The sequence below is a fragment of the Psychromonas saccharinae genome (assembly GCF_051201515.1).
Lineage (GTDB): Bacteria > Pseudomonadota > Gammaproteobacteria > Enterobacterales > Psychromonadaceae > Psychromonas.
Genome location: NZ_CP195153.1, coordinates 3,291,763 through 3,314,315, shown reverse-complemented (window position 1 = coordinate 3,314,315; position 22,553 = coordinate 3,291,763). Strand labels below are relative to the sequence as shown.

Sequence of the window (22,553 nt, the reverse complement as noted above, 5' to 3'; positions counted from 1 at the left end):
GCGCCTTGATTGAGTTATTTTTAGGCATTACAGGTTAGGCTACGAAAGATAAGCAGACCCTAGGTTTTACATTCAAATTTTATTCAGTCTACAAGGGTATAAATATGAACCAGGAATACAAGGGAAGTTGTTTGTGCGGGGCTGTTTCATTTTCGGTGGTCGCATTTAATAAGCAAGCGGCTCACTGCCATTGTTCAATGTGCCGTAAATTTCATGGCGCCGCTTTTGGTACGTTAGTTGGTGTGACTGGGTTAAAATGGCTTTCAGGTAAAAATTGTCTAAAGGATTTTACTGCCTCAAATGGCACCGTCAGAACCTTTTGTCGAGAGTGCGGATCAAGTTTAGGGTTTAGAGCGAAGGGCGTGGAATTATTAGGGATTGAATTAGCGATTGCCACATTCGATGACAATATTCCAGTTCGCATTGATGCTCAGATCTATACCGGCTATAAAGCGAATTGGTGTGAGTTGGATGATAGCTTGCCTAAATTTATTGAGGGTAGAGAGAAGTGATGAAGGAAATTTATTTGTTTGACTGGGGTGATACCTTGATGATCGATTTTCCTGATGTGCAAGGTAAAATGTACACATGGGAAAAGGTCGAAGCGGTTTCTGGTGCGCAGGAAACATTACAACACTTGTCTAAAAAGGCAAAAATATACATTGCCACTGGCGCCGCCGATTCAATGGCGTCGGAGATTAAGTTAGCTTTCGAACGAGTTGGTTTAAGTCAGTATATTACAGGCTACTTTTGTAAAGCCAATGTTGGTGCTAGCAAGGGGGAAGCTGAATTTCTTCCTGCTATTATTGATACATTAAAAGTGCCAGTCTCTGCCATCTCGATGGTCGGTGATAATTTTGAAAAAGATATTCAGCCTGCCTTGTTAGTCGGTATTAATCCTATCTGGTTTACTGCTAATCCCCATTCTATCGTGTCAGATAAAGTCCGTATTATTAAATGTTTAACTGAATTATGTAACTAGGGTAAGTGTGGTGTGTTAGATAAATCGAGTTGAGCAGTGTTAAGTCAACCTTAGAACACTGCTCATATTAACTATTAGTTATCTTCTAATGTCGATTCAAAGGCCGTGAGTCGTTTTCGTACGGATAAAAGCTCAACAATGGTAGTCCAAGAGTTCACTAAATATTGGAACGAATTACTGACTTGACCAAAGGCAGTTAGGATTTGCTGCAGAATACCAAAGGTAATCGCACCGACCACTATCGTTGGAACCAAGAGAATAAACACAAAGATGTTATCCGCTTGTAAATACAGCATGCGTGCTACATTAAAGTACATGTAATGGAAGTATAAGCGGAAGTAATTCTTGCGTACATTAGCAAATAATTCCTTTAGCTCAATCGGTGTGGCGCGTTCAATATGATCTTCCCCATATACTAATTCTTTACGAAATGCCGCTTCAACCTTTTGGTTATTAAATTCTAATCCTGGTAATTTTATCCCAATTAAGGCCAGTAAACCGGTGCCAAAGATTGACCAGAACAACGCAGCATAGAAGAGTGGGTGTGCAATTTTACCCACGATAGGCAACTCAGATACATACTCAGACAAACTCCAGAGTACAGGCAAGAAAGCAAATAGCGTCATAATGGCATCAATTAACGCTACCCCAAGGCTTTCCATAATAGAAGCAAAGCGCATTGTATCTTCTTGAATACGTTGGGAAGCACCCTCAACATGCCTTAATTTAAGCCAATTTTCCGTATAATAATCATTCATTGCCGTACGCCAACGGAAGATATAATGGCTAACGAGGAAACGAGTTGCGACGAAGATAAAAATTGCTAAAAACGCGATTTCGCCAAATATAATTAACAGATCAAACAGTTGTGTTGTGGCCGTACTTGCAGCCTGTGCATTAACCGGTTCTGTCGGAGCGTCAGTGCCAATAGGTTTTAATAAAGACTGAATTAAATCGAAGAAGGGACGACGCCAATTATTGATAGCCACGGACACTTGGACTGAAAAGTAAGTGGAAAACAAAATAGTCGAAGAGCCAACAATCGACCACCATTGCCATTTATGTGGCGATACCTTAAACCAGACAAACGCAAACAATGCCGTACAGATAAAGTAATAACCGTAAAATAATAGAAATGAATCGGTGGCAAAATGCTTTAAACCAATGACGGGTTCTTCATTTGAAATATTAAGGCCAAGTAACGCCGCCATTTGTTCATTATATCCGTACCAAATAGCGCAAGCCAATCCGGCAAAAACCAATACCGATATGAAAAAAATTTTAGGATGAGGAAAGAACGATTTAAACATAAATAAGTAAGCCCTTTAGTGTTTTTCGATTGATTGTACATTGATAGACAACTTCATCCTTACTTTTTATATAATAAAATAAGGAATTTTCAAGGACATTGGTATATAGGGAGTAATTCCAATAAAAACAATGAGATAATTTTTTGAAAAATAAGGCGTTTGAGGGGGGCATTTTGCCAATAATGATATCGTTAGCATTTTTGTTTGTTGCCTAGGTCATCGCTGAACCTTTGCTCTGAACGAAATCGATTCTGATTACAAAAGCAAATTTGGAATCTGGCCAGGTAAAGCGATTAAAATAAGTTCTAGCAGTTGAAAATATTATCCATATTGCTGAAATTGGGCTTACCTTGTCCTTTCGTCATCACTTATAAATTTTATAAGGCATCGTAAGGGAGAGAAATAATAAATACGTTTTTATTCTGTTTATTATATTCTTGTAATTGAAGTTTGCCATGGTGATGTTTGACAATATCATTGGCAATCGACATGCCGAGTCCTGCTCCATCTCCTTTTCCGCTATTGGCACGGAAGAATTTTTCAAATATCCGGTCGCGTATATTATCTTGAATTTTTTCACCATCATCGATGATAAGTATCTGTAGTTCATTACTTTCTGAAGTATTCCTGGTTTGCATTTCTATTGTAATATTACTTGCTTCTCCGGAATAACGTATCGCATTATCAATCAAATTAGTAAATAGAATCGCTAACAGGGTGGCATTACCTTTAATTTGACAGTGCTCAATGGGGTGTAATGAAATTTGTTGGTGTTGTTGCAGTGCAAGTGGGACGAGTTCTGCAATAACATCTCGCAATACACTAGTAATATTAATAGTGCTGCTTTCTATGTTGTGTTGTCCTTCGATGCGTGAGTGCATTAGTAATTGCTGGATCAGTCTGTCGGTTCTATTGATGCTGGTAATGATATTATTTAGGTCGCTACGTTGTTCAGTCAAGTTATCTGTCTTTAACGCATTTTCGGCATTTAATCTTAATATGGCTAATGGGGTTTTTAGTTCATGCGCAGCGGTTCTGGTAAAGCGTTTTTCACGTTCCCATGCTTTATTCAACTGTTCTAACAAATAGTTTAATTGCATGATTAACGGGTGTAACTCAATGGTTGGGTGAGAAATGACAAGTGGTTCTAGGTGGTTGATATTACGTAAAGCAACGGCCTTTTGTAATTCTGTTATTGGGCTTAAAAATTTATTGACGAGAAACAGAGTAATAAAAAACAAAGCGGGAATTAATAATAGCTGTGGCAGACTGGTTGAAAGTGCTATTTCGGTGATCACTTCATCACGTATTGCTTGTTTTTCGGCGACTAATATATAAATATTTTCTTGGGCATCGTTGGGGATTTTAAGTTGAAAGTAGCGCCATTGTTCATTATCGACTTCAAAGACGCCAAATCCTGCTGTATTAATCTTGGAAAGTGCTTTTTTAGGCGCATTGGGTGATTTAAAGACGAGTTGATTCTCTTCATAAAACTGAAAAATAAAGTTTTTTTCGTATGGATGCCCAAGCTTTGTTTCCGTGCTGTCATTGGTGGTCATTTTTTGCATAGTATCGAACCAATATTCATAGAGTGCAGCTTGTTTGTGAATAGAGGTTTTCATGATATTAGGCATGGTTAATGCTAAAATTTTAGCCGATTGGCTTAGGCGAGCATCGTATACTTCTTTGATTTCATGCTTGGTTTGATTAAAAATAAAAATCCATGAAAGCAAGATGAGTAATGTCGTGATACTGACAATACTTATTATTAATCGTTTTTTAATTGAAATTTGTTTTGCCGTTTTATTTTTCAATGAGATAACCAACGCCTCTAATATTTTTAATGATTTTGCTGTCTATTTTTTTTCGTAAATTATGAATATGTACTTCAATGGCATTGTCACTGGCGAGGTCATCCCAACCGTGTAATGCTTGTTGCAAGTAATCTTTACTTAATACGCGTCCTGCTTTGCTAATAAAGGTAGCAAGTAATTTAAATTCGATATTGGTTAACTTAACTTCTTTACCGAGATAACTAACCTGTGTGTTTGCAAGGCAGACGGTTAACCCTCTGATTTCAATATCGGATTCAGTATTACCAGACATACGCCTTACCAGTACACGTAAACGCGCAAGTAATTCTTCTAGTGCAAAGGGTTTGGTTAGGTAATCATCAGCTCCCCCATCGAGTCCCTTCACTCTATCATCAATGTCATCGCGTGCCGTTAAAATTAACACCGGCAGTGTATGACCGGCTTTGCGGATTTTATATAATATGTCTAAACCATCGCAATCGGGCAGGGTTAAATCAAGAATAACTGCCATTACATTTTCTGTGTTTAAGGTTGTTTCTACGCTTGCCCCTAGCTGGAGCCAATCAACGGTATATCCTTGACGAGTAAGCGAGGTCGCGATGGACTGACCAAGCAATTGATCGTCTTCAACTAATAAAAGGCGCATTGGTTAGAGATCCTTAAGTTTGTTTGTAATTTCCTGTTGTCTGCCTTTATCCGCGATAGGACGGTTAGGGCGAGGCGTGGCAAGTTGTGCTTGCTTAAAGTACTTAATGGCTTCATCTTTCTGGCCGTCTTGCAGTAGAAAATCCGCATAAAAGTAATTGGAGTCGATACCATTTGGGCTAATGGTGATTGCTTGTTTTAGCATTTTTTCCGCTTTATCATCATTACCAAAACCAATTGGCCAGCCGGGTACTTGGTAGTATAGCGAACCTAAACTCGTATAGGCAGAACCGTCTAATATGGTGGGATCCGTTGCGATCACTTGTTCAAGCAATTTTTTAGATTTTTTGACTAATGATAATGCCCCTAATCCGCCTTTTGCACCGGCTAATGTACTGTTATTAATCGCTAACCACACTTTTAATTCATTATTGTCTGGTGTGTTATTAAGTGCCTCTTGGTTACTCATTATATTCTTTTCTAGGCAATCGATTTTATTATCTTCGTTACTCACCTCATAATAGCATTGTGCCCATTGGTGTTGAATGTCAAGCAGGGTATCCGATGGGGTTGTAGCGAATAATAGCTCACTAAATAATACGACGGTTGAGGCTATGATTGTTTTTGTTGCGATTTTAGTTGTCATTATACTTTCCTTTCAATAGTCAGTTTTTGGTTTGAGTCCGTGCTTAGGCTTTCATGTATGGCGACGTTTTGTTTTGCGATAGATCGAGATACTAAGCTTGGAAATAACTGGTTAATGCGAACGAATAATTTCTCTGGCCAACCTAACCAGCGCATTTTCTTTTCCGATTGCAGTGTTTTTATTACTTGTTGTGCAACAAATTGCGGGCTATCCGTGTGATTACCGAGTACTTTATTCAGCGCTGTTACACGTTGATCATTAAGTGCGGTATCGGTTGCCCTTGGCGCTATAAATAATAATTGTTGTTCGGTTCCCTGTAACTCGCGTTGCATTGCTTCTGTAAAACGATGTAATCCCGATTTTGTTGCACAGTAAGTCGCATAACCAGGATAACCAATCGCTGAAAAGGTCGAGCCCATATTGACAATAATGCCCGTTGGGGTTAACCAGGTTAGCGCGTGTTTACTAATTAAAATAGGTGCCGTGAGGTTAACGGCGATCTCTTGTTCAATAGAACCCGTGTCACGTTGTTTAAGGTAATCAAAACGATTACATCCTGCATTATTAATCACGACATCGATATCAATGCCTTCTTCTTTGAATTGCAGACAGGCTTCATGAAGGGTCATAATACCTTCTGGTTTACCTATATCGGCTTGAATGGATAAATAGTCACCCGTGCTCGGCAATTGTTGAATTAGTTGCGTTAACATTTCTTGATGGCGGCCAACTAAAATAAGATGGCAGCCAGCTTCTGCTAAGCGAAGGCTGAGTGCTTGACCAATACCACCCGTTGCACCGGTTAATAACACGCGTTTATTGTTAAGCTGCATAGTGTGTCTCATCTTGATTAGTGTTTTGGTTAGGTATTGGCAGTGCGCTTAACATTTGACCGTATAATTTAAAGACCATATTTGCCCCATCAATAATGGCTTGTTTATCTGCTTCATTGGTGATTTTATTAACCAGTGATGCAAACAGTTTGATATGTTCTTGATCTAAAGTACTATGCGACGTGAGGTAACTCATGGCTGAATCAGGTAAATCTAGAGTATGTTGAACCAACTCGGCTATTTTTCCGCCGACATTCACACTTGTTCCTTCTAACACCCAAACCATCCCTAAAAAAGCGAGTGGATTTTTACGATCTATTTGGTGATAAAGATACGCGACCATGAGTTCGATCCCCATTCCCACTTTTCCTGTGGCCTGATTATTTCGAACTGCTTCGGCATCGAAACCACTGGCTGCAATGTCATTTAAAATCCATTCTTGATGCCCATTTTCTTCTTCAATATATTGTGCTAAAGCAGAGCGTAACCATTCGTAGTCATCGTTTAAACGCGAACCACAGGCCATTAAAAGAGGTACCGTATGTTTAACGTGATGGTAAGCCTGCGTTAAAAATGCATAGTAGGTTTCTAATGACACTTTACCTTGTTGGCAAGCTGCAAAAATAGGCAGTTGATACATGGTTTGTTGTTCTTTTGTCGTTGCTTTTTGTAATTGAGTGAAAAAGTCAGTGGTATGCTCAGTGTTGTTTTCCATCGTGGGTACCTTAATTGAAATGAGTTTAATATCATTAGTTTGTGGGACAGATTGCTGAATAATGAGGGTAAATAATGAGTTAAAACGCTGACGAATAGGGCGTCCATTCGCAGTAAGTAGTTGAATGTATTCGCTAAAGGGCTTGGTGATTAATAAATTATGAATTTGTGCATAATCGGGTAATGTTTGATTAAGTGCATAAATAGCCGAAAGAATTGATTCTTCTGCAGAATCTTGAGTCGGTAGCACTGCCGTTACGTTTTTTTGTGCTTCCCCCATGATCACGATTTGTCGTAACTCAGGGTAGCTTTGTGCCTCTGATTCTATCCATTCAGGTGAAATATTTCGTCCATAACTACTGATCAGTAAATTGCTTTTTCTGCCTGTAATATGTAAATATCCGTCGTTATCAAGAAAGCCAATATCACCGGTTTTAACGATGTTGTTATTAGACTCTTGTCCTAAATAGCCGAGCATCGATGCATTTTCGACTTCAATTTCACCCTCATCCGTGATCTTGATATTGCAGTGCGTGAGTGGTTGTCCACAACTGCCTATTTTGCTGTTTAAGGGCGTATTTAAACTGACAACCGAGCCACACTCAGATAATCCATAACCTTCATAGGCAGGGATGCCAAGCGCGATAGCTTGTTGCATTATTTTAGTGGGGACATGTGCACCGCCTACTGCCACAAATTTAAGAGACTGAATTAATGTTGGTTGTTGTGTTCCTATTTGCATTAACATTTGTAGTAAAGCTGGGGTTAATACCAAGCTATGCGGCTGTTCTTTTTGTAATACGTCGCAGAAACTGAGTGGATTAAATTGGCTTGAACCCTGTAATCCAACGGTTTCGCCAGAATAAATAACACTACAAAGGCCCATTTGTAATGGCACATAAATACCGGTCATATTTTCAAGTAAAGTGGACAAAGGCAATAAAACTAAATGTTGTTGAGGCTTATCATCATTAAAAGTACTGATTAGTGATTGAGTTACTTTTTGCAGGTGCTCGGCACTAAGGCAAACACCTTTAGGAGAGCCCGTTGAACCAGAGGTAAAGGTTATCTTTGCTGTATTAGGAAATAGTGTAAAACCGGTGGTTTTCTTTTCAAGTTTATAACTTGGTAAATGGGTTATACTTTTTGCCGTTTCTGTGGTGAAACCTTGCCAATCACCAATTAGCATGTCGATATTTGCAATGCTTAAAACATGGTTAATTTGTTGTTCACTAAAAAACATGGGAATAGGGATCAACGCTATATCAGCTAATAAGCAGGCTAAATCGACTATCGCCCAATCAATACTATTTTCAGCACGTAATGCGATGCATTGGCATTGTTCAACTAATAATTGCTGGTGGGTTTGGTTAATCTCTTTCCATAGTTGAGAATAAGTTAATTGTATTACCTCATTACTACGCGCAGAAGCGCCTCGTAATGCAACTATATTGGGAGTGTGAAGTGCAAACTGTTCAATATTTTTTAATAATGTATTCATGATGTTTTTACTCGTGCTTGAATTTTATTGATTCTTTCATAACGTCTTTCTAATTGTGCTAAACCGAGTTTTAAATTGCCGGCAGACACGCGTGGCGAGGTATGGTAATAAGTTCCCCACGTTGTTTGTGTCTTCGATATTTGAGCCTGCTTTGCGTTAGAAAGCACCGTTGGTGCTAACCCTAGGTGCACCATCATTGCGTAGAGGGGATCCGTTGCGGTAAAAATACACCATTCAAATCCTTGTTCGATAAGGTGCCTAGCGATTAACAGAAAGTGCAAAGGAGAAATGCCTTTAGAGAAACTTGCTAGCTGACCAAACTCAATTAAATTAGTGCGTTGTATCGGCTGTGAAAATTGCTGTTGCATTATTTTTTCTGCTTTTAGCGGCAGATATTGTTCTAAAAAAAGTGACTCCTCACTTGCGATCCGGTAACCACAAACGGAAAGTAATTCATCTTGTTCCGTGAAAATACATAAAAAAGTTGGCATGAACTCTTTAATATCGGCTTCAAAGGCAAGTTTGTAACGAGATGCGACATATTCTTCGACTCTGTTCCGTAAAGGGTGAGCACGATGGACAACTTTTAATGTTATGGGCTGTGTTAATTTCATTTTATTATCCTCTATCAGCATATTTGATAACTCTAGAGGTGAATACTTAAGACGAGCTTAAGAGGCGCTTAATAAAAGAAAAAACGATTTACTTTTTAGGGGGAGACAGAACAAAGAGAGTTCTCATGCGAGTAAAAACCGCTAATACGAAATTGATTGAGGGTATTCACATTGGTGTTTGATAAAGTGTCTTGAAGTAATACCAAAATAACTAAAAATGGCTGGTTTTGTTCATTTTTTGTTAATTTTAACCTGCTATTTTATCGTCTCTGCATGAGTTCTTAGATTACATGGGGAAATTTATGAAAATATTAAAAGCTGATTTGTCATATCAGAACGTTTTTGAAAATCTAATGCAATTATATCTGTATGATTTATCAATCTATACAGGTGATAGTGTTGATCAAAATGGTTTATTTGATCTCGGTAGATATTTTAGTCTGTATTGGAGTGATCAAGATCGATACCCGTATTTGTGTATAATAAATGATACTCCCGTTGGGTTTGCTTTAGTCCGGCAATTAACGACAGACTCATATGCTATTTGTGAATTTTTCATTTTACGGTCATTTCGTCGAAAAGGCATTGCGACCCAGTTTGCACACGATATTTTCAATTTACATAATGGTAAGTGGCAAGTAGCAGAAATTGAGTCAAATACACCATCTCAAGATTTTTGGCGTAAGACTATCTCTGACTTTACGGGAAATGATTTTCTTGAAGAGTGGTCAAATTCTCAGCCGAAGGGCCCAAAACAGGTGTTCAGTTCAGTTACTTAATAGGGTAACCGGTGATGTGTAACTTACAGCCTCACATCAATAATAACCTCTAATATTAGCTCTAAAAACCCATATGTAACTGAATTTAATCAAGTAATTATCGAAAACAGAATTATATATTGAATCTCAATTAGTTGTGAATTATTGTGGTTATTTATTTAAATAAGTAGGCTGGAAATGAGAAAGTTTTATAGCCTCGTTAGTCGTTAGACAATTAATTCAGGATTGAGATTTACGATGAGTATGGATTTATGGGAATATCAGCAAGATGAAGTAATGAGCGAATACTATCAAGAGTTGTGTCTATCTGAATTTCAAGAGCGTGCTATTGATGAATTTACTGCCGAAAGGCTTAGTTCTTATTATGTTGAAAACTCAAATCTGTTGGTTGATTCATTTCGCGCATTAGAAGAAGCTCAAAAGGTATCTTCACTTTCCCCAACATCGGGCTTGATAATGGCTGCAATTTCTATAGAAATTGCACTTAAAATTGGTTTACTTAAACCTATTGTTTTTGGATTTGTCCATAGTGAGGCTGTTGCTGAATCAATTTCAAATGCGGTTGTTAAACAAACAGGAATTGATCGTTTTAAAACTTTATTGGTTACTTTACTAAAAGAGATTTCACATGTTGATATAGTTACATATAAAAGATCTGGTACAAAATTATCGCTTTGGGATGAGCGTGGTGAGGTGCAAAAACGCAGAAATATGATTTCTCATAAAGGTTCTCTTAGTTCATCACAAGATTGTCAGTTTGCAATTGATGTTGCTGAAGCAATTCTCAATGAGCTTTTACCTGATGTATTAACCTCTTTAAATTTGCACTTGCAAAATAAAGTAATCGTCGAATAAAACTGTTACAAGGCAATCAAGCAAGATTCGTAACAATTGGTTATTGATTATTTCTTATATAATTATAGCCAACAGCTTTTTTAGTCTATTTAGTTCTGCGTTATAAGGGTAGGTGTGTTCAGTGGCATTATATAAATTTCAAATTGCAAATATGAATTCTCTGATTGCTTTGAAAAAAAATTCTCTGTACTTTTCAGAACTGGAGAAATTTAACGATCCAACAGAGAACATGTTTGGTTTTTTGTCGAGTGAAGAAAACATTGATTCTGAAATTATTCCTGATATTAAAGAGTTACGCAAATACTCTCTTTTATGTATGGGAACTGATGGGGAAACTGACAAGGAGAAGTTAGAATCTAATCTTTTAATGTGGACTCATTATGGGGCTGAATTATCAGGTATTTGTCTGGTTTTTGATGATGAAATGTTGAAAAAAAGTTTTGAGTACCATGAGTGTTGTATTCATAAAAAAGTTGAGTATGGGCACCCTAAGCTATTAGCACCTGATCAATTACTTGGTGAGCATATTGGTATCGAAAGAGAAATTCCAGGTTTTAAGTTAATAGATAGGAATACAGAAAGAGTTATTAATGACTTTATCTTTAATAAACCAAATTGTTTTAATTATGAAAGCGAATACAGGTTTTTACTAAAAAAATCAGGATTAATTACCTATAACCGAGAGTCTTTAAAAAAAATAATTATTGGTTCTAAAATCGAATCTAAATCACTTCGTGAGTTATTTATAGAAACTGCTAAGGCAGTGAATAGTGAAATTGAAGTTTATAACGCCAATGTAAGAGAAAATAGTTTCAATATTTACATAGAAAAGTGCTTATAAGAATTCAAAAAGGACTAAAAATGGCAGGGTGTTACTTCTTGAATTTATCCTAATTTTTAATATATTAATAAAAGCCTCAGTATTAAAATATTTATCCTTTAATCAGGTAGTTAAGAATTAAATTTTTAAATAAAAAGAGTCAATATTTGTCCGATTGAATGATAAAAGCTTTTTGAGATAGAAGTAATTGGGTTGATATTTGAAACAGACAAAATAGGTGCCGTTATGGAAAAGTTTTTTATTATTTTATGGTTACTGTTTCTTTTTTGGAATTCAACGAAAATAATTCATGTTTACTTAAATACAGAGATAGATACTCATGAAGTTGAGTATACGATGTACAGTTAAATGAGCAAAATAATAACATATTAAAGTTAGAGGTTATGTGACGTTGTGATAGTGCTAACAACACCAAAATTGCTACTTTAACGCTTGGCATTGAGGTTGTAGAATAATTTTTTATAAATGCGTGCCTTTTTCGAACATATAGAAATTTTATAGTGTGTTTTTATCCAAGCTGAGTGCGTTGTAATAACTAGTCTGCATATCAATTTCTTATGATAGATTAGTTTCTTCGAATCAGGAAAATTACTATCCCTTTTAGACTTTCCCATATCAAGATAAGCGATACAACTGATCTGGTAGTGGAACACTTACCGGTGGTTAGGCGATTAAAGAAAATAGTCTGACTGTAAAGTTAGTTTCTGAGAAAACAAAAGAGGAAATATACATAGTACACAGAGTCAAAGGCACTATAGAAAAAGTTCCGAAAGAGATTATTAATTGCTTATATCAAAAGAGGGAAGAGGACAAGCTTCAGTTTGATTATCATTTTACTTTATAGGTAAAAGTGACACAGCTAAGCGCTCGATTTTAGACAGAAAAAGACGGCGTAATAACCTGTCCTTATTTACCCATTGCAAGGCTTTTGAATCTTGGCCATCAAATCACAAATCTATTTATCTATTAATTAAACCATTTAAACGAGAGAATAAAATGAACGAGTTTTATCCTGAAATAGCACCCTATAATGACTTTTTGCTCAATGTCGATGCACAACATCAACTTTATGTGGAAGAGTGTGGTAATCCTGAGGGGCAAGCCGTCGTCTTTCTTCATGGTGGACCTGGTGGCGGTTGTTCAACTAACGATAGACGGTTTTTCGATCCTGAAAAATACCGCATTATTCTATTTGACCAACGTGGTTGTGGGCGTTCACTTCCCCATGGATGCTTAGAAAATAATGAAACGGATTTTCTTGTTGCTGATATTGAAAAAATTAGAGAAAACTTGGGTATTGATCGTTGGCATGTTTTTGGTGGTTCGTGGGGATCTACATTAGCTCTTGTCTATGCGCAAGCACATCCAGATAAAGTACGAAGTTTAGTATTGCGTGGTATTTTTCTTGGACGCGAACAGGATACTGATTGGGCTTTTTCGGGCGGTGGTGCGGTTCGTATCTTCCCTGATTTTTGGCAGGAATACCTCGATGTACTGCCCGAGGGCGCGAAACCCGGTGTTAAAACCGCTTACGATATTATGACCGGTGACGATAAAGCACTCGCATTAAAAGTGGCTAAGGCATGGAGCACGTGGGAAATCCGATGCTGTACGCTGATTCCTAATCAATCCTTTGTTGATGCAGCAACCGCCGATGAGTCTGCGTGGACCTTGGCGCGTCATGAATCGCATTTTATGATTAATCGATGTTTCTTGTCAGAGAACCAAATATTAGCAAATACCGATAAGATAAAAGATATTCCAACTACGATTGTCCATGGGCGTTTTGATATCGTTTGTCCCTTCGATAATGCGTGGCAATTACATCAAAAACTGCCTCATTCGACGTTAATTACCAGCGAAGCGTCAGGGCATGCTTCGATTGAAACGAATACTAAGCATCATTTGATTGAAGCAACCAAAGCGATGCTGATGTTAAAGTCAGAGGGGTAACTTGGGGCGTCGGCTTTAGCCGACTTGTTCTACAGCTGGAGGTATGGACGGTTACTGTGTTTAGTGTCGCTACATATCAATAAATTCAATTCGTTACATCTTATTCTTCATTATGTTGATAAAAAGTAATGTTGGGCGATTAGCTGAATAAAGGTATCATTTACACTTTATTTTATTGGGAAGGGATTTCTATATTTTATGCGATTATTTTTATTATTATTCGTACTCATTAGTACGCCATCTTTAAGCTGGGCTTCTGCTACGTCTTTATTCTCAGAACTTAAACAAAATGTCTTCCAAATTCGTGTTATTGATATTGCTTCGGGCGATAAATTTACGATAGGGTCTGGTTTCCAAATATCACAAAATGGTTATGTTGCGACTAATTTCCATGTGGTATCGCCTTATATTCATGAGCCGGAAAAGTACCGTTTAGAATTTATGCGAACGGAAAGTGTTACAACGATCGAAAATAAGGAAGTGGTTCAACCCGCTGCATTACTAACCTTTGATGTTATCCATGATTTAGCCCTATTAAAAATTGATAATCCGACCAGTGAGTTTCTTTTATTATCGGATCAAAGACTCAATAAAGGAGAGCGAATTTATTCGATGGGAAACCCGCTTGATTTGGGAATGAGTATTGTTGAAGGGAATTACAATGGGTTATTACAGGCATCTCGATATCAAAAAATATTATTTTCTGGTGCATTAAATCCGGGCATGAGTGGTGGGCCGGCGATGAATGAAGAGGGGCATGTGATTGGTATTAATGTGTCGACCCAGGGCAGCGATATTAGTTACCTTGTACCCGTTACTTATTTACAGAAATTAGTCGATGGTTTAGCCGCAACATCAGCCGATTTGACAACGGATTCAACAATACCGGCAGAAGCGCATTATCAGCAATTAATTCATCAGTCATTGTTTGATGATCAACAGGCCTTTTATGGAAAATTGCTTAACCCTGCATTTAAGACTAAAAAATTGGGTAATGTGAAGGTGCCCAGTAAAATTACCAGTTCCTTGAAATGTTGGGGACAAAGTAAAAATAAAAAAGAAGATTCGGATAAACTTAAATACCAAAGTATTCAGCAGTCTTGTGCCACGGAAGATGAAATTTATATCGCATCGGGCGTTAACCTCGGCCAGTTTTATTATAACTTTGAATGGGTGACGAGTGATGAATTGAATCCATTCCAATTCTACGCGGAAATTGAGGCGCGATTTAGCCATGACACGCTTAACTATACCTACCAAGAAAAAGATATTACTCCATTTCAATGTGCCGATAATGTGATTGCTTTAGCGGAGCATGGCTGGAAAATTTCAACGTGTTTTCGTGCTTATAAAGATTATCCGGATTTATATGATAGCCAACTTGTGATGGCATCTATCGATGGTGAGCAAAGCGCATTAGTTGCAAAAATAGGGGCGTCTGCAATTAGTAAAGAAAATACTAATCTACTCTTTAAGCGCTTTATGGAGTCTATTTCATGGAACAAATAATTATTCAGTATGGCGTAACCCAGGGAAATGTGGCTGAGCTTTTGCGCAGTAATGATAAAGAAGTGTTTATTGGTCGCGGATTTGATAATACTTTAGTGATTCAAGACGATTATATTGGCCCTAAACAACTTCGCATTTTTCAAACAGAAGATAATAGCTGGTGGATGGATGTTTTAAATCAAACCAATGATGTTATTTTAAATGGCAAAGTACTCGAGGCGAATGATCAACAACATATTGATTCAGTCCAAATACATTCTGGCGATAAAATTACTATTGGTCGGACAACGTTATCGGTTTATGCCGAAAATCATCAGGTAGAAAAAACACGTAAGTTGTTAAATCGAAGTCTTAATCAACGTTCGAGCGGTTTTATTTTTCCTATTATTTTGATGTGTTTGTTTTTAGCGTTTGATTTTACTAAGTACTATCTCCTCACCAGCGATGGCAGTGTTGATCGTTACATTATATTGAATCTGGGCAGTGCAATGTTAGTGGGAATGTGGCTCGGGTTATGGGGAATAGTCGGACGAATAGTTCGTCGGAACAGCCATTTTGGTCAGCAATTTATTGCTGCTATTTTTATACTGTTTATGCTTTCGATTCTGAGTCCCTGGGCTTCGGTTATGGAATTTAATTTTTCAAATGAAACCGTGAGTACTGTTTTTAATTATGCATTAGCATTTTTGGCTATGTCTTTAATGTTGAAATTTAATTTATTATTTGCCACTAATATTCGACGTACTAATTTAGTTGCGGTTTCTATAACTGGGTTAATTATTGGTGCGGTCGTCAGTTATCAGGTTTATATAGAAGATGAATTTATCGCAATCGCTGACTATTCAGAAACAGTTAAGCCGCATTTTATGTATTTAGGGCAATCGGAAAGTATGGATCAGTACTTGGCGGAGATTCAGGACGTGATGCAGGAAGTCGATGGGCTCGCTAAAAAAACAGAATGATGGTGATATTTATCGTCTCTGACATCAAATTTCAGCCAATGATTTATTCCAAGCGAACGCCGCATACTCTATTGTATTGAAACCGATAGATAAGGAGTTCGCTATGCTACTGAGTATGTTAAAGGGACGTCGATTAGCGATCATTCTTTTTAGTCTATATTGTGTTATTAGCCTTTTAGCGGCGAGTTGGTTATGGCAATTTAGTTATCAACGACTCGCTACGTCCAGTCAGCAACAGCTAGACTTATTTGCCAGCCACCTTGAAAGCCAGCTTGAACGCTTTACTTATATTCCTCGGTTATTAAGTCGACAAAGTGTGATGGTCGATGCGTTGAAGGACCCGAAAAATACTGCTCTGCGAGATATTATTAATCATCACCTTTATGCGACTAATCAAATTATTGGTGCTTCCGATACCTATTTACTCGATACCCAAGGTACGACAATTGCAGCCAGTAATTGGTTACTTGATCGATCCTTTATCGGTAAGAATTTTTCATTCAGACCATATTTTCAACAGGCAATACGCGGGCGGCAGGGAGATTATTTTGCACTCGGATTAACCTCGGGTAAACGTGGTTATTATACTTCTTATCCGGTTATTCATGCTGCCGAAGTGATTGGCGTGGTGGTGGTGAAGATGGATCTATCATCGATTGAAAAAGATTGGAGTGAAAAGTCGCAACACTTTTTAGTGACCGACCCTAATGGCGTTGTGTTTATTTCAACCCAATCGGAGTGGTTATTTCAAAGTTTAGCGCCACTGTCCGAGTTGGAGACAACGGCACTTAATGTAGAACGTCGTTATTTAGGTAAAGAGATTCAAACGTTGCCCTTTGAGGGCGATTTTAATCAAAGCCCTTCGTCGATTAATATTACTGAACCTAATCAGTCCTCAACGCATTATTTAGCGTTAAGTAAAAAACATCATAAGGCTGGGTGGAATATTCGCGTGTTCGTCCCGACAAACAGCATTACCTATAATATTTTAGTGTTGCTTACCTTGTTGTCATTGTTATTTATATTGCTGTATTTGATCTTAATATTGATTGGCCAACGAAAAAGTCGAAGTATTGAAAAAGAACGTTTACAGGTAAAATCGAATCAACAACTTGAGTTTCAAGTTATGCAACGTACTTCGGCATTGCATGCTGAAATTAATGAAAGGCATAAAGCGGAACTTGCCCTAAAAGATGCTCAAAAAGAGTTAATTCAAACGGCTAAATTAGCATTATTAGGCCAATTATCAGCCAGTATTAGTCACGAGTTAAATAATCCCTTAGCTGCGATCCGTAGTTATGCCGATAATGCGTTAGTGTTTCTATCCCGCGAAAAACTCGATAAGGTCAGTAGTAATCTAGAACGGATAACACATTTGACCGACCGTATGTCGAGAATTAGCGCGCAACTTAAAGCATTTGCCCGCAAGTCCGATGGTATTATGACGGTGATTGCCTTGCAGCCGGTGTTATTAGCGGCATTTGAATTAGTAAAACCACAGTTAAAAAGCAGTCAGGTCATTTTAGATATGGATATTCCTGCGAACAGTATTTTTGTTAAAGCAGAAGCGATTCAATTAGAGCAAATCTTAGTTAATCTCCTTTCCAATTCTATTCAAGCAATGCAAAAAAGTGAGACTAAAAATATTACGGTTACTTTGTCGATATCAAATCAGCAAGCTGTTGTTGCGGTCAGTGATACGGGATCTGGCATTAAAGAAGAAGTTCTTGGGCAATTATTCGAACCTTTTTTTACCACTAAAAAAACCGGATTAGGTCTTGGATTATCAATCTCACAACAGATCATTGAAAGCATGCATGGTAATATTTGGGCGGAAAGTAAGAACCAAATGGGCGCCACGTTTTATCTCTCTCTTCCCTTGTTAAATAATCAGGAGTCATTATGAATCCAGTTTTTTTTATTGACGATGAATATGATCTTCGCGTTGCCAATGAGCAAACCTTTGAATTAGCTGATATTAATGCGCAGTTTTTTGCCGATGCGGAATCCGCCTTAGTTGCGATGCAAACAACGCTACCTGCCGTGGTGATTACTGATATTCGTTTGCCGGGCATTTCAGGTCAGCAATTATTGACCACATTGGTTAAGAAAGACCCGAGTTTGCCGGTTATTTTAATTACTGGGCATGGCGATATTTCGATGGCCGTACAGGCGATTCAAGATGGCGCCTATGATTTTATTGAAAAACCATTTTCATCGGATAGGTTAATTGAAACAACCCGTAAAGCCATTGAAAAACGTCATTTGACCATTGAAAATAGACGTCTGAAACAAGCGCTAAAAAGTAAAGAAACATTGGGACCGCGCATTATTGGTAATACACCGAGTATGGTCGAATTGCGTAAAATGGTTGCACAGGTTGCCGATACACAGGCGGATATTTTATTGTTTGGTAAAACGGGGACGGGTAAGGAGCTTGTTGCACGTTCATTACATGAACAAAGTCAGCGTCGGGTTAATAATTTTGTTGCGGTTAATTGTGGCGCGGTTCCCGAAAATTTGATCGAAAGTGAGTTATTTGGCCATGAAAAAGGTGCTTTTACAGGTGCTGATAGCCGACGTATTGGTAAATTTGAATATGCACAGGGCGGCACATTATTTTTAGATGAAATCGAGTCCATGCCACTGCAAGCACAGATCCGTTTATTAAGAATATTACAGGAACGCAGCTTAGAAAGGGTTGGGTCTAATACGCCGATTGAATTGGATATTCGTGTGATTGCCGCGACGAAAGTGGATTTGACCCGTTCACCCGATTTCAGACAAGATCTGTATTACCGATTAAATGTTGTCACCATTAATTTACCCAGTCTGGAGCAGCGTAAGCAAGATATTCCAATTCTGTTTCATCACTTTTTATTGGTTGCTGCTGCACGTTACGGCAAAGCTGCTCCTGCATTACCCGCTAATGATTTACAAGCGTTACTTGCACATAATTGGCCGGGTAATGTGAGAGAGCTGCGTAATGCGGCCGAACGATTTATTTTATTGGGCTCATTAACTGGATTGAATAATGACAATGATCCCTGTGAATTGAGTTTAAGTTTATCGGCGCAGGTTGAAGCCTTTGAAAAAACCTTAATTGAACAAGCGCTTGAAGTGAATGGAGGCAGTATTAAGGATTCGATGCGTACCTTGAATTTAGCGCGCAAAACCCTATACGATAAAATGCAGAAACATGGTTTAGAAAAGAAAAACTATAAAGGGGAATAGTTTTTCTTTTCTGGATGTCTCATGGTTGAGCGGTTATTTGGTGATGGTTTCAGGCCCCATCATCAGGGTGGGTAACCAGGTTGAGACCCATGGAATGTAAGTCACTATAATTAAAAATAGGAACATCACACCAACTAAGGGAAGGGAAGCTTTTACAACTTTCATCATCGACATTTGCGCGACACCCGCTGTGACAAATAAGTTTAATCCAACGGGGGGCGTGATCATGCCTATTTCCATATTAACCACCATCATAATCCCCAAGTGAATAGGATCGATGCCGAGTGTGGTGGCGATGGGGAAAACTAAAGGGGCGACAATAATAAGTAATCCCGATGGCTCCATAAATTGCCCACCGATCAGCAATAACAGGTTGACCACGATTAAGAAGGTAATGGGACCTAACCCTGCAGATAACATAGTTTCGGTTATCATTTGCGGAATACGTTCATCGGTTAATACATGTTTTAAAATTAACGCATTAGCGATAATAAACATAAGCATAATCGTTAATTTACCCGCTTCATATAAGGTTTTGCGTGTATCTTCATGGCACAGTGCATGTGACGCTTTACGCCAATAGGGTTTTGCTTTTTTTTCTTCAGGTTCTTTATCGGCTAAAGGCCCCATGTCTTTGTAGATAAAGTTTGAAATAAAGAAAGCATAAACGGCTGCAACGGCTGCCGCTTCAGTTGGCGTAAATACACCGCCATAAATACCGCCTAAAATAATGACGATTAATAATAATCCCCATACTGCATCTTTGGCAGAATCAAAGACTTCTTGCCACCCCACAAAGGGCTGAGCAGGAATGTTTTTAACCCGTGCATAAACATAAATGGCAACCATTAACATAAGTCCCGCTAACAGTCCTGGTAAAACGCCACCTAAAAACATACGTCCGACAGAGACATCGGTTGCGGCGGCATAAACAACCATGACAATAGACGGTGGAATTAAAATACCGAGGGTACCTGCATTACAAATAACACCCGCTGCAAAATCCTTACTGTAACCATTTTTAACCATGCCTGCGATAACAATTCCACCAATGGCCACCACGGTTGCAGGTGATGAGCCTGATAATGCGGCGAACATCATGCAAGCGACAACCGAGGCCATGGCAAGTCCACCTCGTAATGACCCAACAATGGCAATCGCGAAGCGTATAATGCGTTTAGCGACACCACCAGTTGCCATAAAGCTCGACGCCAAGATAAAAAAGGGGATCGCGAGTAATGTGTAATGGCCAGCAAAGGCGTTAAATAATGTCTGAGCAATGGAGGCTAAAGAAGCATCTGAATGGAGCAGTAGAAAGAGTATGCTTGAAAGGCCAAGTGAAACGGCAATTGGCACACCGATAACCATAAACGTGATCACCATTAAAAATAGAAATAATATTGCCATGATTATTCTCCTTGCTCGGATTTATGAAGTTCGTCTAAATCTTCTTCTGCTTCATGACTAGCAATAATGCGATCTATTTTATTAGTCGCAATTTGCCAAGCGAGTTGGAGAAATCGAAAGGTCATAATGCCCATGCCTAAGGGCAGTGCAAAGTAGGGAATAAAGCGCGGCAAACGTTCATATTGTTCTCCTTCATTAAACCAATCTGCAAGAAACTGAAGCATATCTGGCATGGGAATATCTTCCGTTTCATACCAAGCTCGGTCGGTTATAAAGGGAAGCCAATAATTCCACGACCCAATAAACAGACTGATGGAAAAGAACAAGCAACAACTGACTGCGATTAATGCGAATGTTTTTTTGAGTCCCTGTGGCGCTAAGTTAATCACCACATCTACCCCAATATGAAAGTGTTTTTTTACGCCAAAGGAAGCACCAACGAGCACCATCCAGGCAAATAGAAAAACGGTCATTTCGAGGGCCCATAAAATATTGCTATTTAGAACATAGCGAAAGACCACATTAGCAAATGTTAATAGCGTCATTAAACCTAGGAATAGGGCAATAAGGGTTTCTTCAATGTAATCGGTTATTTCACCGAGTCGGGTAAAAAATCCACTTTTCATCGGTTTTCTCCACAGTTGAAATCGTGATGTATTGGTCCCTTGAACAGTCAATTTGGGTATTTATCATGGCTGAGTAATGGAATATAAAATGCTATTTAACGTAATGATTTAAGCGACCCGTTATCTATCATCGACAGATATATCGTAAAAGATAACGGGGATAAAAGTACGTTTATGGATAATGATTAGTTATTAGCGGCGAGTGCTGCATCAATCATATCGCTGCCAATATCTTTCTCAAACTTCTTCCAAACGGGTTTTAGTGCAGAAACCCAAGCGGCGCGTTGTTCTGGTGTTAAGCTACGAACAATACCGCCTGCGGCAATAATATTTTGTTTATTCGCTTCATTTACTTTGCTGGATTCTGCATTTCTTGTTTGGGTGACTTCACTTAAAATGGTGCCAAGCTGTGTACGAACATCATCGGGTAATCCGTCCCACCAGTCATTTGATGACACAACAAGGTAATCTAAAATACCGTGATTGGTTTCGGTGACGCCATCCTGTACTTCAAAGAATTTCTTACCGTAGGTATTCGACCAAGTATTTTCTTGGCCATCAATGACTTTAGTTTGTAAGCCGCCATAGACTTCTTTAAATGACATTTTCTGTGGATTCGCTCCGAGTTGTTCAAATTGTGCAACTAAGACATCCGATGCTTGCACGCGGAATTTCAGTCCCTTCGTATCTTCAGGTAAAAGTAACGGTTTATTCGCTGACATTTGTTTCATGCCGTTATGCCAAAATTCGAGCCCCTTGATACCGCGACGTGCCATGGCCATTTTTAATTTATCGCCAGCGGCTGAGTTTTGAAAACGATCCACTGCATTGACATCGGTGAAGAGAAAAGGTAAATCAAAAATACGGTATTTTTTGGTTATTTTTTCAAATTTAGACAGGGATGGTGCTGCTAACTGGACATCGCCATTTAATAGCGCCTCTAGTACTTGGTTATCATCGTAAAGAGTGGAATTAGGAAACACCTCCATACACGCTTTGCCATCCATTTCTTTATTCACTCTTTGTTCTAATAAAGAGGCTGCGACGCCTTTCGGGTGTTTGTCGGCATTGGTTACATGGCTAAATTTAATAACAATTTCACCAGGATCACACTTAGCTGCCGCATTAACGCTTGTGAAAATGGCCGTTGCACCGATGGATAACATTGCGAGGTGTTTGAACATGTTGAACTCCTTATTCGAAATGACTGTCGATTTTAGTGTTTATCTCATTGCTATAACTGCATTGAGAATCGGTTGAACTCGTTCTGCCCCCTATGAGATAGCAATCACCGTGCCTATGTTGTAAAAATGTTGCGATAACCTTTG

Annotated in this window: 20 protein-coding genes and 1 pseudogene; 10 read left to right on the top strand and 11 right to left on the bottom strand. The window is 38.5% G+C overall.

Annotation, left to right across the window (positions count from 1 at the left end; translation table 11 throughout):
* Positions 1–104: 104 nt before the first annotated feature.
* Both ACR30L_RS14840 and ACR30L_RS14835 read left to right on the top strand, forming a co-directional pair.
* Positions 105–512, top strand: a complete 408-nt coding sequence (locus tag ACR30L_RS14840) for a GFA family protein (protein ID WP_435235022.1) — start codon at positions 105–107, stop codon at positions 510–512.
* The gene (locus tag ACR30L_RS14835; RefSeq protein WP_435235021.1) at positions 512–982 is read left to right on the top strand and encodes an HAD family hydrolase; all 471 of its coding nucleotides are present in this window, start codon (positions 512–514) and stop codon (positions 980–982) included. Before ACR30L_RS14840 ends, ACR30L_RS14835 begins: the two co-directional genes overlap by 1 nt.
* A gap of 74 nt (positions 983–1,056) precedes the next feature.
* Here the strand turns inward: ACR30L_RS14835 and sbmA are convergent, their stop codons facing one another.
* The 8 genes and pseudogenes from sbmA to ACR30L_RS14795 all read right to left on the bottom strand — a co-directional run bounded on the left by sbmA (position 1,057) and on the right by ACR30L_RS14795 (position 9,059).
* Positions 1,057–2,292: a peptide antibiotic transporter SbmA gene (gene sbmA, locus ACR30L_RS14830; protein WP_435235020.1), complete on the bottom strand. Its 1,236-nt coding sequence runs from the start codon at positions 2,290–2,292 to the stop codon at positions 1,057–1,059.
* A 377-nt stretch (positions 2,293–2,669) separates the two neighbouring features.
* Positions 2,670–4,106 carry a sensor histidine kinase gene (locus tag ACR30L_RS14825; RefSeq protein ID WP_435235019.1) on the bottom strand — a complete coding sequence of 479 codons (1,437 nt, stop codon included), beginning with the start codon at positions 4,104–4,106 and terminating at the stop codon, positions 2,670–2,672.
* The gene (locus ACR30L_RS14820; protein ID WP_435235018.1) at positions 4,096–4,752 is read right to left on the bottom strand and encodes a response regulator; all 657 of its coding nucleotides are present in this window, start codon (positions 4,750–4,752) and stop codon (positions 4,096–4,098) included. Before ACR30L_RS14820 ends, ACR30L_RS14825 begins: the two co-directional genes overlap by 11 nt.
* Positions 4,753–4,755: 3 nt before the next feature.
* A complete protein-coding gene (locus tag ACR30L_RS14815) occupies positions 4,756–5,397 on the bottom strand; it encodes a tetratricopeptide repeat protein (RefSeq protein ID WP_435235017.1) in 642 nt (213 codons plus the stop codon).
* Positions 5,397–6,230, bottom strand: a complete 834-nt coding sequence (locus ACR30L_RS14810; protein ID WP_435235016.1) for an SDR family oxidoreductase — start codon at positions 6,228–6,230, stop codon at positions 5,397–5,399. The genes ACR30L_RS14815 and ACR30L_RS14810 overlap by 1 nt, the downstream gene beginning before the upstream one ends.
* The gene (locus tag ACR30L_RS14805) at positions 6,220–6,945 is read right to left on the bottom strand and encodes a TenA family transcriptional regulator (protein WP_435237918.1); all 726 of its coding nucleotides are present in this window, start codon (positions 6,943–6,945) and stop codon (positions 6,220–6,222) included. Before ACR30L_RS14805 ends, ACR30L_RS14810 begins: the two co-directional genes overlap by 11 nt.
* Positions 6,946–7,455: 510 nt before the next feature.
* A pseudogene (locus ACR30L_RS14800) lies at positions 7,456–8,445 on the bottom strand (AMP-binding protein); the annotation flags it as partial.
* The gene (locus ACR30L_RS14795) at positions 8,442–9,059 is read right to left on the bottom strand and encodes a thermostable hemolysin (RefSeq protein WP_435235015.1); all 618 of its coding nucleotides are present in this window, start codon (positions 9,057–9,059) and stop codon (positions 8,442–8,444) included. The pseudogene ACR30L_RS14800 and the gene ACR30L_RS14795, both read right to left, overlap by 4 nt.
* 302 nt (positions 9,060–9,361) lie before the next feature.
* Between ACR30L_RS14795 and ACR30L_RS14790 the strand changes: the two genes are divergently transcribed.
* From ACR30L_RS14790 to ACR30L_RS14755, 8 genes are all read left to right on the top strand, one after another.
* Complete coding sequence (locus ACR30L_RS14790; protein WP_435235014.1) at positions 9,362–9,838, top strand: GNAT family N-acetyltransferase; 477 nt, start codon at positions 9,362–9,364, stop codon at positions 9,836–9,838.
* Between the two features lie 237 nt (positions 9,839–10,075).
* Positions 10,076–10,693 (top strand): hypothetical protein, encoded by a 618-nt coding sequence (locus ACR30L_RS14785; protein WP_435235013.1) that lies wholly within the window; start codon positions 10,076–10,078, stop codon positions 10,691–10,693.
* Positions 10,694–10,814: 121 nt separating this feature from the next.
* Positions 10,815–11,534 carry a DUF2971 domain-containing protein gene (locus ACR30L_RS14780; protein ID WP_435235012.1) on the top strand — a complete coding sequence of 240 codons (720 nt, stop codon included), beginning with the start codon at positions 10,815–10,817 and terminating at the stop codon, positions 11,532–11,534.
* A 996-nt stretch (positions 11,535–12,530) separates the two neighbouring features.
* Entirely contained in the window at positions 12,531–13,487 is a 957-nt protein-coding gene (gene pip / locus ACR30L_RS14775) for a prolyl aminopeptidase (RefSeq protein ID WP_435235011.1), read from the top strand.
* A 198-nt stretch (positions 13,488–13,685) separates the two neighbouring features.
* Positions 13,686–14,996 (top strand): S1C family serine protease, encoded by a 1,311-nt coding sequence (locus ACR30L_RS14770; protein ID WP_435235010.1) that lies wholly within the window; start codon positions 13,686–13,688, stop codon positions 14,994–14,996.
* Positions 14,984–15,958 (top strand): FHA domain-containing protein, encoded by a 975-nt coding sequence (locus ACR30L_RS14765; RefSeq protein WP_435235009.1) that lies wholly within the window; start codon positions 14,984–14,986, stop codon positions 15,956–15,958. The genes ACR30L_RS14770 and ACR30L_RS14765 overlap by 13 nt, the downstream gene beginning before the upstream one ends.
* 103 nt (positions 15,959–16,061) lie before the next feature.
* The gene (locus ACR30L_RS14760; protein WP_435235008.1) at positions 16,062–17,864 is read left to right on the top strand and encodes a sensor histidine kinase; all 1,803 of its coding nucleotides are present in this window, start codon (positions 16,062–16,064) and stop codon (positions 17,862–17,864) included.
* The gene (locus ACR30L_RS14755; protein ID WP_435235007.1) at positions 17,861–19,192 is read left to right on the top strand and encodes a sigma-54-dependent transcriptional regulator; all 1,332 of its coding nucleotides are present in this window, start codon (positions 17,861–17,863) and stop codon (positions 19,190–19,192) included. Before ACR30L_RS14760 ends, ACR30L_RS14755 begins: the two co-directional genes overlap by 4 nt.
* Before the next feature lie 33 nt (positions 19,193–19,225).
* Here the strand turns inward: ACR30L_RS14755 and ACR30L_RS14750 are convergent, their stop codons facing one another.
* The 3 genes from ACR30L_RS14750 to ACR30L_RS14740 all read right to left on the bottom strand — a co-directional run bounded on the left by ACR30L_RS14750 (position 19,226) and on the right by ACR30L_RS14740 (position 22,409).
* A complete protein-coding gene (locus ACR30L_RS14750; RefSeq protein WP_435235006.1) occupies positions 19,226–20,599 on the bottom strand; it encodes a TRAP transporter large permease in 1,374 nt (457 codons plus the stop codon).
* Between the two features lie 2 nt (positions 20,600–20,601).
* Positions 20,602–21,225, bottom strand: coding sequence for a TRAP transporter small permease (locus ACR30L_RS14745; RefSeq protein WP_435235005.1), 624 nt, complete (start codon positions 21,223–21,225; stop codon positions 20,602–20,604).
* Positions 21,226–21,410: 185 nt separating this feature from the next.
* A complete protein-coding gene (locus ACR30L_RS14740; protein ID WP_435235004.1) occupies positions 21,411–22,409 on the bottom strand; it encodes a DctP family TRAP transporter solute-binding subunit in 999 nt (332 codons plus the stop codon).
* Positions 22,410–22,553 lie beyond the last annotated feature (144 nt).

Bases quoted from the DNA above. Each gene is read 5' to 3' on its own strand.
- pip (WP_435235011.1), top strand. From the start codon at position 12,531: ATGAACGAGTTTTATCCTGAAATAGCACCCTATAATGACTTTTTGCTC.
- ACR30L_RS14795 (WP_435235015.1), bottom strand. From the start codon at position 9,059: ATGAAATTAACACAGCCCATAACATTAAAAGTTGTCCATCGTGCTCAC.
- ACR30L_RS14755 (WP_435235007.1), top strand. From the start codon at position 17,861: ATGAATCCAGTTTTTTTTATTGACGATGAATATGATCTTCGCGTTGCC.
- ACR30L_RS14770 (WP_435235010.1), top strand. From the start codon at position 13,686: ATGCGATTATTTTTATTATTATTCGTACTCATTAGTACGCCATCTTTA.
- ACR30L_RS14810 (WP_435235016.1), bottom strand. From the start codon at position 6,230: ATGCAGCTTAACAATAAACGCGTGTTATTAACCGGTGCAACGGGTGGT.
- ACR30L_RS14740 (WP_435235004.1), bottom strand. From the start codon at position 22,409: ATGTTCAAACACCTCGCAATGTTATCCATCGGTGCAACGGCCATTTTC.
- ACR30L_RS14790 (WP_435235014.1), top strand. From the start codon at position 9,362: ATGAAAATATTAAAAGCTGATTTGTCATATCAGAACGTTTTTGAAAAT.
- sbmA (WP_435235020.1), bottom strand. From the start codon at position 2,292: ATGTTTAAATCGTTCTTTCCTCATCCTAAAATTTTTTTCATATCGGTA.
- ACR30L_RS14765 (WP_435235009.1), top strand. From the start codon at position 14,984: ATGGAACAAATAATTATTCAGTATGGCGTAACCCAGGGAAATGTGGCT.
- ACR30L_RS14750 (WP_435235006.1), bottom strand. From the start codon at position 20,599: ATGGCAATATTATTTCTATTTTTAATGGTGATCACGTTTATGGTTATC.
- ACR30L_RS14815 (WP_435235017.1), bottom strand. From the start codon at position 5,397: ATGACAACTAAAATCGCAACAAAAACAATCATAGCCTCAACCGTCGTA.
- ACR30L_RS14840 (WP_435235022.1), top strand. From the start codon at position 105: ATGAACCAGGAATACAAGGGAAGTTGTTTGTGCGGGGCTGTTTCATTT.
- ACR30L_RS14760 (WP_435235008.1), top strand. From the start codon at position 16,062: ATGCTACTGAGTATGTTAAAGGGACGTCGATTAGCGATCATTCTTTTT.
- ACR30L_RS14835 (WP_435235021.1), top strand. From the start codon at position 512: ATGAAGGAAATTTATTTGTTTGACTGGGGTGATACCTTGATGATCGAT.
- ACR30L_RS14820 (WP_435235018.1), bottom strand. From the start codon at position 4,752: ATGCGCCTTTTATTAGTTGAAGACGATCAATTGCTTGGTCAGTCCATC.
- ACR30L_RS14805 (WP_435237918.1), bottom strand. From the start codon at position 6,945: ATGGAAAACAACACTGAGCATACCACTGACTTTTTCACTCAATTACAA.
- ACR30L_RS14785 (WP_435235013.1), top strand. From the start codon at position 10,076: ATGAGTATGGATTTATGGGAATATCAGCAAGATGAAGTAATGAGCGAA.
- ACR30L_RS14745 (WP_435235005.1), bottom strand. From the start codon at position 21,225: ATGAAAAGTGGATTTTTTACCCGACTCGGTGAAATAACCGATTACATT.